The organism is Cupriavidus necator (assembly GCF_013141915.1).
In the GTDB taxonomy this organism is placed as follows: domain Bacteria; phylum Pseudomonadota; class Gammaproteobacteria; order Burkholderiales; family Burkholderiaceae; genus Cupriavidus; species Cupriavidus necator_B.
Genome location: NZ_SROX01000011.1, coordinates 142,015 through 156,567, shown reverse-complemented (window position 1 = coordinate 156,567; position 14,553 = coordinate 142,015). Strand labels below are relative to the sequence as shown.

Below are 14,553 nucleotides of genomic sequence, written 5' to 3'. Positions count from 1 at the left end.
AGGTGCTATGCAGAACACGCTACCCGTCGTCCCGGCCGTCCGGGCGCCGCGCGGGATCGTGCAGATCTCTGGCGAGCAGGTGAGGGGCTGGGAAAGCTGGACCGTTTCTCGCAACACCTACTACCAAGCGGACACCTTCCGGGTGAAGTTCGCCGAGTCGCTACTGACTCCTGAACGCGACGCGGCGTGGTTCTCGGCGCTGACCGAGGGCTTCGTCGAGGTCTTCGGCGGCTTCCCGCTGGATCCGGAGAACTACACCGAGACCGAACTGGACAGCCTGATCTACGGCCGGATCGATGACATCGAGTACGACCCGGCGCGCCGCACGATCGAACTCATCGGGCGCGACCTGACGGCGGTCTTCATCGACGCCAAGACCTCGCTGCAATTCCAGAATCTGACGTCGTCGCAGATCGCGATCAAGCTGGCGGAATCGCACGGCCTGACCGCAGATGTTACGCCGACCAAGGAACTCGTCGGCACCTACTATGCGCGCGACCATGCCCGCATGGTGGAAGAGCGCAGCGAGTGGGATCTGCTGACCTACCTTGCGTCGAATGAGGGTTATCTCTGCTACGTCAAGGGCAAGACGCTGTACTTCCACCCGCGCCCGACTGACCAGGGCGATCCCTACGTGATCCGCTGGGAGCCGCCTACGGACGATCGCGCGGCGCGCCAGGCCAACGTGCAGGAAATGGAGTTCTCCCGCAGCCTGACCGTCGCCAAGGGCGTGTCTGTCGTCGTGCGGTCGTGGAACGCCAAGCAGAAGCAGGGATTCACCGCGTACTACCCGAGCAAGGGCAAGACGATTCAGGCCGGCAAGGCGGTCCCATTCGGTGGCGTGCAGGTCTACAGCTTCGTCTTCCCGGGCCTGACGCAAGACCAGGCGACGCAGAAGGCGATTGAGCTGCATCGCGAGATCACCTCGCACGAAATGAAGTTCTGGGCTCGCATGCCGGCCGACAACATCCTGGACCCGACCATGATGATTCAGGTCGAGGGCACCGGGACGAAGTTCGACCAGGCTTACTACCCGGTCTCAGTGACGCGCCAGATGAGTCTTTCTACCGGCTATTCGATGCGTGTCGAGGCCAAGAACTCCAATCCCGAGACGGTGCCATCGCCATGATGCAGGCAATTCGAAACCAGATGGCGATGGCCGCGCGACTCGCCCGTGGTGATGTGGCCGAGTCGCGCGCGGGCATTGTGCGCAGCTATGACCCGGGCAGGGCCGCGGCGCGCGTGGAGTTCGTTGACCGCTCCAACCCGAGCGACGACGAAGCGCTGTTCATCTCTGGCTGGCTGCCAGTGACGTCTCCCTGGGTGGGTAATGGCTGGGGCATGGATGCGCCGCCGAGTCCGGGGGATCAGGTCGAGGTGAAATTCTTCGGCGGCAGCGTCGAGAACGGCTATGTCTGCGGGCGCCTGTATAGCGACGCCGACCGCCCGCCGGGTGCGCCGTCAGGTGAGTTCTGGGTGGTGCACAAGTCCGGCTCATCGCTGAAGTTCAAGAACGACGGAACGGTCGAAGTGGTCGCGCACACGACTGCCAAGTACACGGCGCAGCTTCACCACTTCGTCGGTCCAGTTCAGATGGATGACACGCTGCTGGTCGAGGACACGATTACCGGGCAGGGAGGCATGGCCATCTCCGGCGACAACGGCACAGGCAACACGTCGACGATCACCGGCAATCTGGACACGACCGGCACGATCTACAACAACGGTCACGACATCGGCAGTACGCACAAGCACCTTAACTCCGGCGGCTCTGGCCTCGGCGGGGTACCGCAATGACCCAGCAACTCCTGAATGACATCGATCACTGGGCCGGCGTGGACATCGGCGTGTCCGCGACGGGCGACCTTGGCCGCTCCAGCGGCGAGATCCGAGCCCAGCAGAGGATTGTGCGGCGCCTGGTGACGAATCCCAGCGACTACATGTTCCACCCGGAATACGGCGCGGGGTTGCCAGCCAAGATCGGCGAGAGCGCCGACCTGCCGGCGCTGCGCGCACTGATCCGCACGCAGGTGCTGATGGAGGAGGCCGTTGCGAGGCTCCCTGAGCCGGAGGTAGATCTAGTTCAAATCAACTCCGGCTTCTCGATCACGATCCGCTACACCAGCGCCGACACGCGCAAGCCCATCACCCTCAGTTTTGACGTGAACCGCTGACATGGCTCTTAGCACGAAAGACTTCGTTACCCTGGTCCGCGAGTCCGTTACCGCCATTCAGGGGTACACCAGCGCGCTAGTCGACCTCACAGTCGGCTCAATCCTGCGCGCCGTGGTGGAGGCGAACGCCGCGGTCGTCATCTGGCTGCAGAGCCTTATCCTCCAGGTGCTGGCGATCACCCGGGCGGCGACGTCGAGCGGCGCGGATCTCGATTCGTGGGTCGCTGACTTCGGCGTGACGCGCCTGCCAGCCACCTTCGCCACCGGTCAGGTCACGTTCTCTCGGTTCACTGCGACACTACAGGCCGTCGTGCCGGTCGGTGCTGTCGTGCAGACGGGAGACGGCAGCCAGCAGTACACCGTGGGGGCCGACACCACGAATCCGGCCTACAACGGTACGCTGGGCGGCTATGTCATGGCGGTCGGTGTTTCGAGCGTCAGCGTCCCGGTGGTTGCAGTAACGGCCGGCGTCGGCGGCAACGCAATCATTGGCGCGGTGTCGACCATTGCGGGCGCAATCTCCGGCGTAGACACCGTCACCAACGCGGCGAGCTTCACGAACGGCGCCGACGCCGAGAGCGACCCTGCGCTGCGAACGCGCTTCATCGCCTATGTGGCGAGCCTGTCGAAGGCGACGAAGGCCGCGGTCGGTTATGCGATCACGTCTCTGCAGCAGGGTGTCACGTACTCGCTGGTCGAGAACGAGACCTACAGCGGTTCGGTCCAGATGGGCTACTTCTATGTCGTCGTCGATGATGGGACCGGCGCGCCGGGGAGCACGTTCCTGTCCACGGTCTCGAATGCGATCGACGCCGTCCGACCGCTATGCAGCAGCTTCGGTGTGTTTGCGCCGGTGGTCGTGAATGCGTCCGTGGCGATGACTGTGGCGATCGCCGCCGGCTACGACGCGGCAGCGACCAGAGCGCTCGTCTCCGATGCGCTGAAGTCCTACATCAATTCGCTATCGCTGGGCCAGGCGCTGCGGTACTCGCGCCTTGCGCAGATCGCGTATGACGCGTCGCCCGGCGTGACGAACGTCACGGGCGTGACGCTGAACGGCGGGACGGCCGACCTGACGGCAACGGCGAAGCAGGTTATCAAGTGGTCCTCTGTGACGGTGGCATAAATGGCGGTAGGCGATCAACAGGATGTGTACCGCCGGTTGCGTGGCTACCTGCCGCCATGGTTCGGCGATGAAGCGGAAACGCCGATCATCAACGGGTTGCTGAACGGCTTGGCCTACGCCGGATCGTACGTGTGTGGCCTGCTGAGCTACGCTCGGCTCCAGACGCGGATCAAGACCGCCACCGACGGCTGGCTCGACATGATCGCGGCGGACTTCTTCGGCGATGCGCTGCTGCGCGCCGCCAACCAGTCCGACGATTCATTCCGTGCGCGGATCATCCTGAACCTGTTCCGCGAGCGCGCGACGCGGGCCGGCCTGATCAAGGTGCTGGAAGACTTGACCGGCCGCACGCCTGTGGTGATCGAGCCGACGCGGCCGGCGGACACCGGCGCTTACGGCGTGCCGACAAGCGGATATGGCTACGCCGGCGCATACGGATCGCTTTCGATGCCTTTCCAGGCGTTCGTGATCGCCTTCCGGCCTTCTGGGACAGGCATCCCGAACGTTGCAGGCTACGGCGTATCGACGGGGGCTTACAACACTGCCTCGCAAGCCGAGTACGCGTCGCTTTCGATGATCCAAGGTGGCGTGACGGACGCCGACATCTACGCCGCTATCGACAGCGTCAAACCGGTGGCCACCATCGTGTGGACGTCGATCGTTCAAGCGCTGCCGTCGCCGCCGCCGATGATCCCAGGCGTCGATGGGCCTTCGATGATTCTGGACTTCGCAGGCGCCTCGGATGACCCATCTGGCGTGAACTTGGTGTTGGACTTCACCTCCCACAGCTATCAGTCGCTCGGCCAGTACTACGGCGTCGTTGGCTAACAGGAACAGACATGCTTGTCTCTCGCAATTTCGTCGACCTCATCACCTTCACTCGTGCGTCGCCGGCGTGGCGGTTCAACTCCTCAGGCTTGATGGTGCAAGAGTCGAATGGGGTGGCTCGGTTCGACTACGACCCCGTCACGCGGCAGCCACGGGGTCTTCTAATCGAGGAAAGCCGGACGAATCTGCTGCTGCAATCGAACGCGTTGGACAACGCGACTTGGGTAAAGAACGGCGTCACTGTGACGCCCGGCGCAGCGATTGGTCCGGACGGGGCTTTGTCGCTGGCGAAGATCGTTACCAACAACGGTGCATCGTTCACAGGATCGTCAAACTCTCAGTCCTTCACGAAGGCTGCTAGCGCGATTCAGTACACGTACAGCATCTTCGCTAAGGCCGGGGAATTGCCTCGCGTCCGGCTGTTCGCAAACGGTATCGACACCACAACGGCTCGATGCTATTGCGACGTCGATCTCACTAATGGCTCTGTCGCGCAAATTGTCCAAGGGACGAATGGATTTGCAGATTTGTCGGTAGCGATCTCGGCGATCGGAGGCGGTATCTACCGGATCGCCGCAACGTTCACGACTGACACGGCGACGACACTGGCATGTCGCATTTATCCGCTCAACACCTCTGGCTCAGGTGATGGCGTCTCCGGCATCTTTACTGGTTTCACAGGTGCCGAGGTTGGTGCGTTTGCTACAAGCTATATCGCGACCACGACTGCCTCCGTTACGCGGACGGCTGATGTGGCTAGCCTAACCGATCTCACGAAGATTGGTTTCAACCCTTCGCTGGGCACGTTTTACGTCGAAGCCATGACGGGTGCCCTAGGCAACAGTGCGACGCAGAACAACTTGCCTCACATCGTCGGTCTAATGAAGGGCACAAGCTCATCCGCGGGTGACTACCTAGCATTTCGGCTAAGCCAGCCAGCGCAAATGCAGATCAACGTCGGAAACACCGGCACGTTCAGCAGCATCAACTTCACGAACACCGCTGTAGGTTCGATCGAGAAGATGGCGGCTGCGGGGCAAGGGGCGAACATCAGCGCGGCGCGGAACGGTGTCCTTGGCACTCCGCTGACGGCCCGGACATGGCCGGCGGACGTCGACACGCTGTGGATTGGCTCGCAAGCAGGTACCACGCGGTTCTGGAACGGATGGGTCCGAGCAATCCGCTACTACCCGAAGCGAATGACCGACTCAGAACTGCAGGCATTGACAGCCTGACAGTAAGCAACGCATCACAGGCCACCGACACCGGTGGCCTTTTTCATTTCCGGAGCCACGATGGATCGTCAGATCATTTACCCCGGCCAGATCCCGCTCGAAACCGATCTGCTGAACACCAACAAGAACGCCATGATCGCGTTGGCCAAGCTGGCTGCAGCCATGTTCGGTACCGCCACCGTGGTCAATGGCCTCGCATGCGTGCCGACCAGCCCCGCGTCGCTGCAGGTGAACGTGAATCCCGGGGAGATGTACAGCCTTGCCAACGTCGACGCGACTGCGTACTCGTCGGTCGCGGCCGACACGACTCACAGCATCTTGAAGCAAGGCATCGTGATGGATGCTTTGACGCTGAGCTGCCCGGCGCCGGTGACCGCTGGCCAGAGCGTGAACTACCTCATCCAAGCGTCCTACCAGGACTCCGATCAGGGGCTTGTCACGCTGCCGTACTACAACGCCAGCAATCCGTCGCAGGCATGGTCCGGCCCGGGAAACTCCGGCGCGCAGCAAGCAACCGTGCGCAAGGGCATCGTCAACATCACCGCCAAGGCAGGCGTTGCGGCGACCACCGGCAGCCAGACGACTCCGGCCCCGGACGCAGGCTACACCGGTCTTTACGTGGTCACGGTTGCCAACGGTCAGACGACGATCACCGCGGCCAACATCACGCAAGCTGCGAACGCGCCGATCCTGCCGACGGATCTGCTGCACGCCATCCAGGCGAACTCGCTGGTCACGGCCAACGACACCGGCTCGGCGAACACCTACGTCGTTAGCTTCTCGCCTGCCATCAGCGCGCTGACCGATGGCATGGTGGTGTGGTTCAAGGCGAAGACTGCGAACACCGGCGCGTCGACGCTGAATGTGAACGGGCTGGGCGCGTCGCCGCTGGTTGGTGGAGCCCATAGCGCGCTGCAAGGCGGCGAAATCGTTGCCAATGGCAAGGCATGCGCCGTCTGGCGCGCTGACATCAGTTCGTGGGTGCTAATTGAATGTACGGGTGGGGCGTTGCAGGTTGCGCCTGCCACGCAGAGCAACCATGCCTTGCAGCTGGGACAGGCGACGGGTCGGCTACTCAACATTCAGGTGTTCACGGCATCGGGTACCTACACGCCGACTCCTGGGATGACGTTCGCGATCATGCGGGTGCAGGGCGGTGGCGGCGCCGGTGCGGGTACGCAGGCGCCGAGTGCAGGCCGTGTTAGTCTAGGTGCGCCTGGAGGTGCTGGTACGTTTGCCGCCGGCAAGTTCCTGGCTGCGGCCATTGGTGCGTCACAAGTGGTGACGATTGGGGCTGGCGGCACCGCGACATTATCGGCAAATGGCGGAATTGGTGGTACGTCGTCGGTTGGGGCGCTGATTACCGCGCCGGGCGGCTCAGGTGGACAGATGCAAAACAGCGTCCTTCCTCCGAACTTCAACGGCAACAGCGTAATCAGTTCCCCTGCAACAGGGGCGAACTTGTATAGCAGTCGCGGCGCTGGAGCCGGACTGACGATGTCCTTTTCCTCTACCGCCTGCGTACCTGGTGGCGGCGGTGCCTCCAATCTTGGTCCTGGGGGCGCAATTGGTGGGAGCGGACTAAACGGTAATGCCGGTGTGGGCTATGGTGCTGGTGGCGGCGGGAGCGCGACCGTGGATGGCGGCGGCGCCTTATCTGGAGGTGCCGGTGCAGCAGGCATCGTGGTCATTGAGGAGTACGCATGATGGAAGCGATCTACGCGGTAGTGGAGCAAGGGACGGTCACGAACGTCGTCGTATGGGATGGTGTTTCGGAATGGAACGCGCCATCAGGGGCGACGGTCGTTCCGGTGGAAGATGGGGCCAGCGTGAGCATCGGCTATTTTTTTGATGGGACGTCCTACAGGGAGCCAAGGGAGTCCACGCCAGGTTAAAGGGGCTGCCCATATAGCGGCCGATCAATTCAAAAATCCTGCCGTCGTATAATCCATCGCTCATGTAATGAGAGGGTGATGATGGGGGCACAGTATGGAAAAGGACGGCAGTCTGGCATAGACATCCTGCGGCTGGCGTGCGCGGTCGCCGTGATGCTTTTTCACTTCGGCTTTCGAGGTTACACCGCTGACGGGTTGCTCGATGCGAGATTCCCTGAACTCGCGCGCGTGGCGAAGTACGGATGGGCTGGCGTAGAGATCTTCTTCATGATCTCTGGCTACGTCATTTATGACAGTGTCAGGATGAAGACCGTCAAGTCGTTTCTGTACGGCCGAGCGGTGCGGATCTTTCCAACTCTCTGGCTATGCGCGGCGATCACCGCGACGGTGGTTTTTTTGTTGGAAGCAACGCGCTTCTACATCGGTCGCCATGATGTGCCAGGCAACCTGGTGCTGTGGGTTCCGTTCGATGGCTACTCATATCAGATGATCGATGGGGCATACTGGTCGCTCGTCCTAGAGTTGCAGTTCTATGCGATGGTGGCTGTAGTAGTAGCGGCTCTCGGTCGGGACGCCCTGTTGCCATCATTGTCATTTCTGGTATTAATCAATCTGTTGCTGAAGATTTGCGTGCCGGAGGCCGCTTTCCCCGAGCGCTGGCTATGCGGGGCATATGTGGGATTTTTTGGTATCGGAGCGGCGTTGCGATGTCTGTCAACCCGTCGAGATATGGCGCATAGTTCGCTGTTGCTTTTGGTGTCTGTTGTGTCGGCTGTTTTCTATACGACCCAGAAAGTCCAATACGTCGAGACTCACTATGAGACTTGGTTGAATGGCTGGTATGTGGCAGCGATTCTCGTGTTTGGGGCGATCATCTTGGTCGTTGATACTCTTTACGACCTCGTGCCTAGGTCACTGAGCTCTTTTGCTGCGGTCGCAGGTGGGGTCACATATCCGCTGTACCTCTTGCATCAGAACATTGGTTACACCATCCTCAATGAGATATTCAGTCATCGCAACAGATGGGTTGGCCTCGCATTGACTGTCGCTGCAGTGTTCGTTCTCGCTGTTGCGGTGTACTACCTGTTTGACAGGCCGGTTCGTCGCTACCTTATGACTCGGGGAAGCTCACTGAGGGATCCAGTCTTGGATCGGTCCGGCAAAGCAGTGCGCTCCGCCAATAGCAATGCCTGAATAATCAGTCAATCGAGATCAAGCCGCCTTCGGGCGGTTTTTTTATGGCCGCCTCGAGCTGGCCTTTTCATTTCCGCCATAGAGCGGGCAAACCGGGGTCTTACATGTCCGAACCAATCAGCGGCGGTACCGCAGTCGGTGTCGCTGGCGCGGCTGCGTTCAAAGCAGTCGGCGGGCCAGCAGCCGTGGCGGCAGGTGCCAGCGGACTCGCAGCAATCGTGGTGATGATCATGATGAAACCGAGAAGCACGGCAGAGTGGGCGGTGGCGCTCATCTCGACAGTGGTGGGAAGCGTCACCGGCGGCGCGGCCGTCGTCCAGTACTTCGGCCTGCAGGCCTGGACACACGACTACATCGGACTCGTGGCGCTGTTCGGCCTGGTCTTCGCCTGCGGACTGCCGGGCTGGGCGATCGTCCGCTGGCTGTTCAACTTCATCGAAAAGCGGAAAGATGCGAGCCTCGACGAGGTTGTCGCAGACGTCCGCAAGGGGCTGGGCCAATGATCACAGCGAAGATTCTGCGGACGATCATGCCTGGCGCCGGGCGTCGGGCTGATACGTTCCTCGTGCCGCTAACGGACGCCATGACGCGCTTCGACATCGACACGCCGGTGCGCGCGGCCGCGTTTCTTGCGGAAGTCGCGCATGAGTCCGGCCAGCTCGTCTACGTACGCGAGATCTGGGGCCCGACGGCAACCCAGTGCAGATACGAAGGGAGGGCAGACCTCGGCAATACCGAGCCGGGCGATGGCAAGCGGTTCATGGGCCGGGGGCTGATTCAGATCACGGGGCGGAAGAACTATGGGCTCTGCGGCCGTGGCCTTGGGCTCGATCTGGTGGCGATGCCCGAGCTGCTCGAGCAACCGATGGCTGCCGCGGCGTCCGCGGGCTGGTACTGGCACTCCAACAACCTGAACCGATTCGCCGACTCAGGCGACTTCAAGGCGCTGAGCATCGCCATCAACGGTCGGAACAAGGCCACCGGCCTGCCGAACGGATGGGATGACCGGCTGAAGTACTGGGCGCGCGCGAAAGCGGCACTGGGGATGAAATGAAGATCGAAGAACTGAAGCGCGGCGACGGCATCCGGACGATGATGTTCGACTGCCCTGGTTGCGGGTTCCTGCATCAGGTGCACGTCGCCGGCACCGGCGTGCCGGTCTGGGGCTGGAATGGCAGCATGGAGCGGCCCACATTCACGCCTAGCTTGCTTGTGACCGGCGTACAGCAGATGACCGACGAAGAGCACGCGGCCTACATGCGCGGGGAGGGATTGCCGACGCCGCGTCCGCTCACCTGTCACTCCTTCGTGACCGATGGCCGCATCCAGTTCCTGGGCGACTGCACGCACGCGCTGGCCGGGCAGACAGTGAACCTTCCCGAGATCGAAGCATGATCGCGATACCCACGAACATCCCATGGCGCGCGATCAGCGCCGCGGGGCTGGCCGCCGCCCTGTTCGCCGCCGGCTGGGTCACCAACGGCTGGCGGAAGGATGCCGAGATTGCCAAGCTCGTCGCCAATCAAGCCCAAGCCGACCTGGCCGGCGCCAACAAGGCGATCGAGAACCTCAGCACGGCAGGCGCCAAGATCCGCGAAGCCGCCGACACCTATGCCGACATCCAAGACATGCTAGGGGGCAAGATCGACGCCATCCGAAAGGATCTGAAGAATGCCAAAACGCCTTTGCCTGCTGGCTGCCGCCCTGATGCTCAGCGCGTGCGTAACCTGTCCAACGCCGTCGACGCTGCCAAGCAAGCCGCCGCCGCTCGATAGCGCTCTGGCGGCGGATTGCAAGGTGCCTGATGCGCCGGCGGTGGCCGACTATGACGTATGGCAAGACTGGATGGTCGTCGTGCTGGGCGCCTTGGGCGACTGCGCGGCGCGGCATCGTAAGACGGTCGCGGCCTGGCCGACGTAGGCTAGCGCTTGAACCTCTGCGGCGGCACTGCGCCGGGGCGCTTTATCTTCAGCCAGTCGCGTGACCGCTCCCCCGGGCGGTAGAGAGAGCCAGCGCGCTTAGCCACCACACCCTCCAATTTCAGCGCCAGCGCATGACCGTACAGCCATGCGCCGTCTTCGACGCTGTCTACATAGAGCAGGCCATCCGGCGGATCCTCAACAAGGTCGCGAAGGGCGGTCTTGCGCCGCTCGATGGGCTGCCCCATCAAGCTCTTTCCCTTGCCGACCAGTAGATCGAAGACGCAGAAGGCGACCGGGTCAGCGCCGCGATACCATCCCCTGCGCCTAGCCCGGGCCTGGAGCCGCTCGAAATCGCTCCGGCCGATGTCGTCGAGCACGCAGACCTCCCCGTCGAGAATAAAGCCGGCTGGCAGGGTGGCCAGGGCAGCGGCGAGCTCAGGGAACCATGCGGTGGCGTCGGCCCCGTTTCGTGAGTTCAGCCGCGGCGAGTTTCCCGTGGCGGCCAAGACCCTGTAACCGTCGTACTTGATCTCGAAGTGCCAGCCAGGCGAAAGCGGTACCGCGCGACTGTCGCACATCAGCATCGGCCGCAGTTCGGCGAGTGTTGGCGATGACGGCTTACTGGTGGCCATAGCGCCGCCCCAGCATGCGTTCGGAGTTGGGCGCCTACTGACCTCCTTTCTTGATGGCCGCGAGGTGCTTTTCCAAGACTAGGACTGCCGCACGGATATTTGCGGCGTACACACGGCACTCTTCGTAAGGCTCTGCGTTCCCGACGCTGGCCTTCAGGCGCTTGATCAAATCTTCCACCCCAGCCGGGGAGTAGAGGTCGAAAGGATAGTCCATCGTCGTTCTCCTACTGAGCCGGATATGGCATTCATCCCTTGATGTTGCGGGGGTCATGCCCGAACGAATTCCGCTCGCGGATCTGACCGTCGCGCCCGTGGATCAGGAGTTCGACCTTCTCGCCTTTGGCACGCTCAGTGCCGGCGGCGATCGCATCTTCCTGTGTGGCGTACTGCTGCTGGCCGCCGGCGCCGCCTTCCGCCTCAACTGCCCAGCCGTTGTTGGTGGGCACGACGTGAATGTTTTTGCCTGGCATGGCTGTCTCCTACGAATTGATGGAGCCAGTGTCGGCGCCCGTCCGGCCGGGCGCTATCGGTCGCCGTCCGACAAGACATATCGTCTACTGCGCTTACTGCTTCATCTATTTTGTAGGCTACACCAAGCGCAAACCTCTACAGGATCTCTCTACGGCCGGGCGTCCTTCCTCGGCAATGTGCGACGAACTTTCTCTACCACACGTTGGTGTTTGTCCTGCGCCTGCTCCCACGTCTCAGAGCTGAAGTATGTCTTCGCCCCGCCGATGTAAAGGATCGTACGAAACTCCGGCGGTTTGTCGTCATGCATGCTTCCCCAGCACGAGAAATACGTCCAAACCTCGGCGTTGTACTCTGGCAACTGGTCCCTTATCTGGAAACCCTTACCCTCCCAACTCTCCCATCGAGCGAGCACGCCGGAGTCATAGACCCGCACAGGCTCGCCGGCCTCATTGAGGATGTACTTGCGGTCCCAGTCGGGGTCGATTGGGCTCGGAATGTATCCATCGGCCGGCGCGGGCGGCCTCGGCATTGGTGATAAGCGGGGCATTCTGGACCCTCCTTGTCAGGTACTGGCAACAGCACAAGGCCAGGGATATACTGTATGAATATACAGTACCGCGGAAGCCAGGGCGAGGCAAGGCGGGTTGGTGCAACGTGGCTAAGAACCAAGCGCAGAGGGGCAAAAAATGACGGATGAAGCGATGCAGAGAGGTAGCGGCGGAATCGAGGAGGCTAAGAAGATGGCGGAAGGGGTGGCGGGAATCTTTAGTGCCATCCAGGCTCTTGGCGTGACAGACCCGGAGGTGGAGTCGCTATGCCAGGTTGGCGCCGCGCTCACACAAAATCTGAACAATGAACTCGACGCGGCCAAAGCCGAGCCGCGATTGCGGCGAGTTCCAGTGATTGGGACGATCGGGGACTGATTTTCAGGATAACGCGTGTGCGTGGACATGTGCTCTACGCACATGCCTACGCATAACCATCATCCACGAAGTTATCGCCCAAGATTGCCGATTTGGGCGGATGCAGAAACGCATGCACACACATCAGCACACACGTTATCAAGAATAAGTCCTTGAAAAATAAGGCAAGTGCTTGTTTTTCAAGGAGGAAAGGTGGTGGAGCCGGCGGGAATCGAACCCGCGTCCGCAAGCCCTCCACAGAGAGTTCTACATACTTAGTTCTGTCATTTGATTTAACCGGCGCATCGCGGACGAACACGCTCTACGACGGCGAGTCACTAGGTTTTCGTCCCCGGCTTCGTGACCCTTCCGGAGCTTATCTGACGTAAATGACCTCGCGTGGTCTTGCGACCCTAGCCCGTCAGCGAGCCAGTGCGAGGACGGCGGCCCTTAGGCTGCCAGTGCGTAACGTTCGTCGTTAGCAGTTATTGCATTCCCATTGATTAACGAGGTGACGGGTCCTCGGTATGCCCTCCACTGCTTTGTAACCCACGTCGAAACCAGGTCGGCCCCAGTGAGGAAGCTGGATTGTACCCGGTTGGACGCATGCTGTCTTGCGGAGTTCCAGGTCCGTGCCGTGGATACTTGCGGCGCACTTTCAGGTGATCGCCGCGGGCACCAGTAGCGGGATCAGCTCGGCGGGGTGACGGATCAGGTGGTCCGCGCCCCAGGCCTCGGGCGGGTTGCCATCGCCACAGTAACCGTAGGCGGCGGTCACGGTAATCATGCCGGCGGCCTTGCCAGCCTGGATGTCGCGCAGGTCGTCGCCCACGTAGACGCAGCGGCGCGGATCGACGCCGGCGCTGGCGGCGGCATGCAGCAGCGGGGCGGGGTGGGGCTTGGCGTGCGGCGTGGTGTCGCCGCTCACCACCGCGCTGGCGCGGGGTGCCAAGCCGATCGCGGCGACCAGCGGCGTGGTGAAGCGCGCAATCTTGTTTGTGACGATTCCCCAGGGGATGCCCGCGGCCTCGAGCGTGGCCAGCACCTGCGGCATGCCATCGAACAGGCGGGTGTGGACGGCGATGTCGGCCTCGTAGTAATCGAGGAAGATGTCGCGCAGCGCCGGGAATTCCGCATCTTCGGGGCGCAAGCCAAAGGCGGCGCCCAGCAACCCGCGTGCGCCATGCGAGGCCACGGGTCGCAGCTTTTCATAGGCCACGGGCGGGCGCCCGCGTTCCATGACCAGCCGGTTAGCCGCCGCAGCCAGATCCGGCGCCGTGTCGGCCAGGGTGCCGTCTAGGTCGAAGAAGACGCCTGCGATCCGCGCGCTCATGCTGCCACCCGGCGAAACGCCATCAGGTAATTCACGTCGGTGTCGCGACTCAGCGAATAGATTTGCGATAGCGGGTTGTAGGTCATGCCACGCATCTCGACGAGGTCCAGGCCTGCTTGGCGCGCGAAGCGGGCCAGTTCGGACGGAGCGATGAACTTCTCGTAGTCGTGGGTGCCGCGCGGCAGCATGTTGAGCACGTATTCGGCGCCAACAATAGCTAGCAGGTATGCCTTCAGGTTCCGGTTGATGGTCGAGAAGAACACATGGCCGCCCGGTCGGACCAGCGTCGCACACGCCTGCACAATGGAAGCCGGGTCCGGCACATGTTCCAGCATTTCCATGCAAGTCACCACATCCACGCTGGCCGGCTCGCGTGCGGCGAGCGCTTCGGCAGCGATTTCCTCGTAGGTCACGGCAACGCCGGACTCCAGGCTGTGCAGGTCTGCGACCTTCAGCGCCTTGCTGGACAGATCGATGCCGCGCACGGTCGCGCCCAGGCGCGCCATGCTTTCGGACAGGATGCCGCCGCCGCAGCCCACGTCGACCACCCGCTTGCCCGCCAGCCCGGCAATGCCATCGATCCAGCCCAGGCGCAGCGGGTTCAACTCATGCAGCGGCTTGAACTCGCTCTGCGGGTCCCACCAGCGGTGGGCCAGTTCGCTGAATTTATCGATTTCCTTGGGGTCGGCATTCCGGCGCGACGGGTGCTGGCTGGCGGTGTCGGCTGCGGGGAGGGTTTGCGGTTGCAACGTCATCGTATGCGGGTCCGGCGGCGCTGGCCGCGGCGGGTGATGAAAGGGGACAGTCCAGGCAACTGTACCAAAAAAAAAGCCCAGCTTGC

General features: G+C 62.2%; 19 protein-coding genes and 1 other RNA gene. 14 read left to right on the top strand and 6 right to left on the bottom strand.

What is annotated here, in order from left to right; all coding sequences use genetic code 11:
- Positions 1-7 precede the first annotated feature (7 nt).
- The 13 genes from E5S69_RS20370 to E5S69_RS20310 all read left to right on the top strand — a co-directional run bounded on the left by E5S69_RS20370 (position 8) and on the right by E5S69_RS20310 (position 10,227).
- On the top strand, positions 8-1,129 hold the full coding sequence (locus tag E5S69_RS20370; protein ID WP_171516430.1) for a hypothetical protein: 1,122 nt from the start codon (positions 8-10) through the stop codon (positions 1,127-1,129).
- Positions 1,126-1,797, top strand: coding sequence for a phage baseplate assembly protein V (locus tag E5S69_RS20365; RefSeq protein ID WP_236901392.1), 672 nt, complete (start codon positions 1,126-1,128; stop codon positions 1,795-1,797). Before E5S69_RS20370 ends, E5S69_RS20365 begins: the two co-directional genes overlap by 4 nt.
- A complete protein-coding gene (locus E5S69_RS20360) occupies positions 1,794-2,174 on the top strand; it encodes a phage tail protein (protein WP_171516429.1) in 381 nt (126 codons plus the stop codon). The genes E5S69_RS20365 and E5S69_RS20360 overlap by 4 nt, the downstream gene beginning before the upstream one ends.
- A 1-nt stretch (position 2,175) precedes the next feature.
- Positions 2,176-3,300 carry a baseplate J/gp47 family protein gene (locus tag E5S69_RS20355; RefSeq protein ID WP_171516428.1) on the top strand — a complete coding sequence of 375 codons (1,125 nt, stop codon included), beginning with the start codon at positions 2,176-2,178 and terminating at the stop codon, positions 3,298-3,300.
- Positions 3,301-4,128, top strand: coding sequence for a hypothetical protein (locus E5S69_RS20350; RefSeq protein WP_236901391.1), 828 nt, complete (start codon positions 3,301-3,303; stop codon positions 4,126-4,128).
- An 11-nt stretch (positions 4,129-4,139) separates the two neighbouring features.
- Positions 4,140-5,363, top strand: coding sequence for a phage head spike fiber domain-containing protein (locus tag E5S69_RS20345; RefSeq protein WP_171516427.1), 1,224 nt, complete (start codon positions 4,140-4,142; stop codon positions 5,361-5,363).
- A 60-nt stretch (positions 5,364-5,423) separates the two neighbouring features.
- Complete coding sequence (locus E5S69_RS20340) at positions 5,424-7,070, top strand: phage tail protein (protein WP_171516426.1); 1,647 nt, start codon at positions 5,424-5,426, stop codon at positions 7,068-7,070.
- Positions 7,067-7,258, top strand: coding sequence for a hypothetical protein (locus E5S69_RS20335; protein ID WP_171516425.1), 192 nt, complete (start codon positions 7,067-7,069; stop codon positions 7,256-7,258). The genes E5S69_RS20340 and E5S69_RS20335 overlap by 4 nt, the downstream gene beginning before the upstream one ends.
- 78 nt (positions 7,259-7,336) lie before the next feature.
- Entirely contained in the window at positions 7,337-8,452 is a 1,116-nt protein-coding gene (locus E5S69_RS20330; protein WP_171516424.1) for an acyltransferase family protein, read from the top strand.
- 104 nt (positions 8,453-8,556) lie between these two features.
- The gene (locus E5S69_RS20325; RefSeq protein WP_216621388.1) at positions 8,557-8,955 is read left to right on the top strand and encodes a hypothetical protein; all 399 of its coding nucleotides are present in this window, start codon (positions 8,557-8,559) and stop codon (positions 8,953-8,955) included.
- Positions 8,952-9,506, top strand: coding sequence for a glycoside hydrolase family 19 protein (locus E5S69_RS20320; protein ID WP_171516423.1), 555 nt, complete (start codon positions 8,952-8,954; stop codon positions 9,504-9,506). Before E5S69_RS20325 ends, E5S69_RS20320 begins: the two co-directional genes overlap by 4 nt.
- Positions 9,503-9,847: a DUF6527 family protein gene (locus tag E5S69_RS20315; protein WP_171516422.1), complete on the top strand. Its 345-nt coding sequence runs from the start codon at positions 9,503-9,505 to the stop codon at positions 9,845-9,847. The genes E5S69_RS20320 and E5S69_RS20315 overlap by 4 nt, the downstream gene beginning before the upstream one ends.
- Positions 9,844-10,227, top strand: coding sequence for a hypothetical protein (locus E5S69_RS20310; protein ID WP_171516421.1), 384 nt, complete (start codon positions 9,844-9,846; stop codon positions 10,225-10,227). Before E5S69_RS20315 ends, E5S69_RS20310 begins: the two co-directional genes overlap by 4 nt.
- Positions 10,228-10,373: 146 nt before the next feature.
- Here E5S69_RS20310 and E5S69_RS20305 read toward each other — a convergent pair whose 3' ends face one another.
- From E5S69_RS20305 to E5S69_RS20295, 3 genes are read right to left on the bottom strand one after another with little or no spacing between them, the layout of a single operon-like run.
- The gene (locus tag E5S69_RS20305) at positions 10,374-11,006 is read right to left on the bottom strand and encodes a hypothetical protein (RefSeq protein WP_236901390.1); all 633 of its coding nucleotides are present in this window, start codon (positions 11,004-11,006) and stop codon (positions 10,374-10,376) included.
- Between the two features lie 34 nt (positions 11,007-11,040).
- Entirely contained in the window at positions 11,041-11,220 is a 180-nt protein-coding gene (locus E5S69_RS20300; protein WP_171516420.1) for a hypothetical protein, read from the bottom strand.
- A 31-nt stretch (positions 11,221-11,251) separates the two neighbouring features.
- Positions 11,252-11,476, bottom strand: a complete 225-nt coding sequence (locus tag E5S69_RS20295) for a DUF2188 domain-containing protein (protein ID WP_171516419.1) — start codon at positions 11,474-11,476, stop codon at positions 11,252-11,254.
- 687 nt (positions 11,477-12,163) lie between these two features.
- Here E5S69_RS20295 and E5S69_RS20290 point away from each other — a divergent pair.
- Positions 12,164-12,400 carry a hypothetical protein gene (locus tag E5S69_RS20290; protein WP_171516418.1) on the top strand — a complete coding sequence of 79 codons (237 nt, stop codon included), beginning with the start codon at positions 12,164-12,166 and terminating at the stop codon, positions 12,398-12,400.
- Positions 12,401-12,593: 193 nt separating this feature from the next.
- Here the strand turns inward: E5S69_RS20290 and ssrA are convergent.
- From ssrA to ubiG, 3 genes are all read right to left on the bottom strand, one after another.
- Positions 12,594-12,952: a transfer-messenger RNA gene (ssrA, locus tag E5S69_RS20285) on the bottom strand.
- Positions 12,953-13,037: 85 nt separating this feature from the next.
- Positions 13,038-13,712, bottom strand: a complete 675-nt coding sequence (gene gph, locus E5S69_RS20280) for a phosphoglycolate phosphatase (RefSeq protein ID WP_171516417.1) — start codon at positions 13,710-13,712, stop codon at positions 13,038-13,040.
- Positions 13,709-14,467: a bifunctional 2-polyprenyl-6-hydroxyphenol methylase/3-demethylubiquinol 3-O-methyltransferase UbiG gene (gene ubiG, locus E5S69_RS20275; protein WP_236901389.1), complete on the bottom strand. Its 759-nt coding sequence runs from the start codon at positions 14,465-14,467 to the stop codon at positions 13,709-13,711. The genes gph and ubiG overlap by 4 nt, the downstream gene beginning before the upstream one ends.
- Positions 14,468-14,553 lie beyond the last annotated feature (86 nt).

Coding starts and splice junctions, on each gene's coding strand:
- E5S69_RS20370 (WP_171516430.1), top strand. CDS start 8: ATGCAGAACACGCTACCCGTCGTCCCGGCCGTCCGGGCGCCGCGCGGG.
- E5S69_RS20365 (WP_236901392.1), top strand. CDS start 1,126: ATGATGCAGGCAATTCGAAACCAGATGGCGATGGCCGCGCGACTCGCC.
- E5S69_RS20360 (WP_171516429.1), top strand. CDS start 1,794: ATGACCCAGCAACTCCTGAATGACATCGATCACTGGGCCGGCGTGGAC.
- E5S69_RS20355 (WP_171516428.1), top strand. CDS start 2,176: ATGGCTCTTAGCACGAAAGACTTCGTTACCCTGGTCCGCGAGTCCGTT.
- E5S69_RS20350 (WP_236901391.1), top strand. CDS start 3,301: ATGGCGGTAGGCGATCAACAGGATGTGTACCGCCGGTTGCGTGGCTAC.
- E5S69_RS20345 (WP_171516427.1), top strand. CDS start 4,140: ATGCTTGTCTCTCGCAATTTCGTCGACCTCATCACCTTCACTCGTGCG.
- E5S69_RS20340 (WP_171516426.1), top strand. CDS start 5,424: ATGGATCGTCAGATCATTTACCCCGGCCAGATCCCGCTCGAAACCGAT.
- E5S69_RS20335 (WP_171516425.1), top strand. CDS start 7,067: ATGATGGAAGCGATCTACGCGGTAGTGGAGCAAGGGACGGTCACGAAC.
- E5S69_RS20330 (WP_171516424.1), top strand. CDS start 7,337: ATGATGGGGGCACAGTATGGAAAAGGACGGCAGTCTGGCATAGACATC.
- E5S69_RS20325 (WP_216621388.1), top strand. CDS start 8,557: ATGTCCGAACCAATCAGCGGCGGTACCGCAGTCGGTGTCGCTGGCGCG.
- E5S69_RS20320 (WP_171516423.1), top strand. CDS start 8,952: ATGATCACAGCGAAGATTCTGCGGACGATCATGCCTGGCGCCGGGCGT.
- E5S69_RS20315 (WP_171516422.1), top strand. CDS start 9,503: ATGAAGATCGAAGAACTGAAGCGCGGCGACGGCATCCGGACGATGATG.
- E5S69_RS20310 (WP_171516421.1), top strand. CDS start 9,844: ATGATCGCGATACCCACGAACATCCCATGGCGCGCGATCAGCGCCGCG.
- E5S69_RS20305 (WP_236901390.1), bottom strand. CDS start 11,006: ATGGCCACCAGTAAGCCGTCATCGCCAACACTCGCCGAACTGCGGCCG.
- E5S69_RS20300 (WP_171516420.1), bottom strand. CDS start 11,220: ATGGACTATCCTTTCGACCTCTACTCCCCGGCTGGGGTGGAAGATTTG.
- E5S69_RS20295 (WP_171516419.1), bottom strand. CDS start 11,476: ATGCCAGGCAAAAACATTCACGTCGTGCCCACCAACAACGGCTGGGCA.
- E5S69_RS20290 (WP_171516418.1), top strand. CDS start 12,164: ATGACGGATGAAGCGATGCAGAGAGGTAGCGGCGGAATCGAGGAGGCT.
- gph (WP_171516417.1), bottom strand. CDS start 13,712: ATGAGCGCGCGGATCGCAGGCGTCTTCTTCGACCTAGACGGCACCCTG.
- ubiG (WP_236901389.1), bottom strand. CDS start 14,467: ATGACGTTGCAACCGCAAACCCTCCCCGCAGCCGACACCGCCAGCCAG.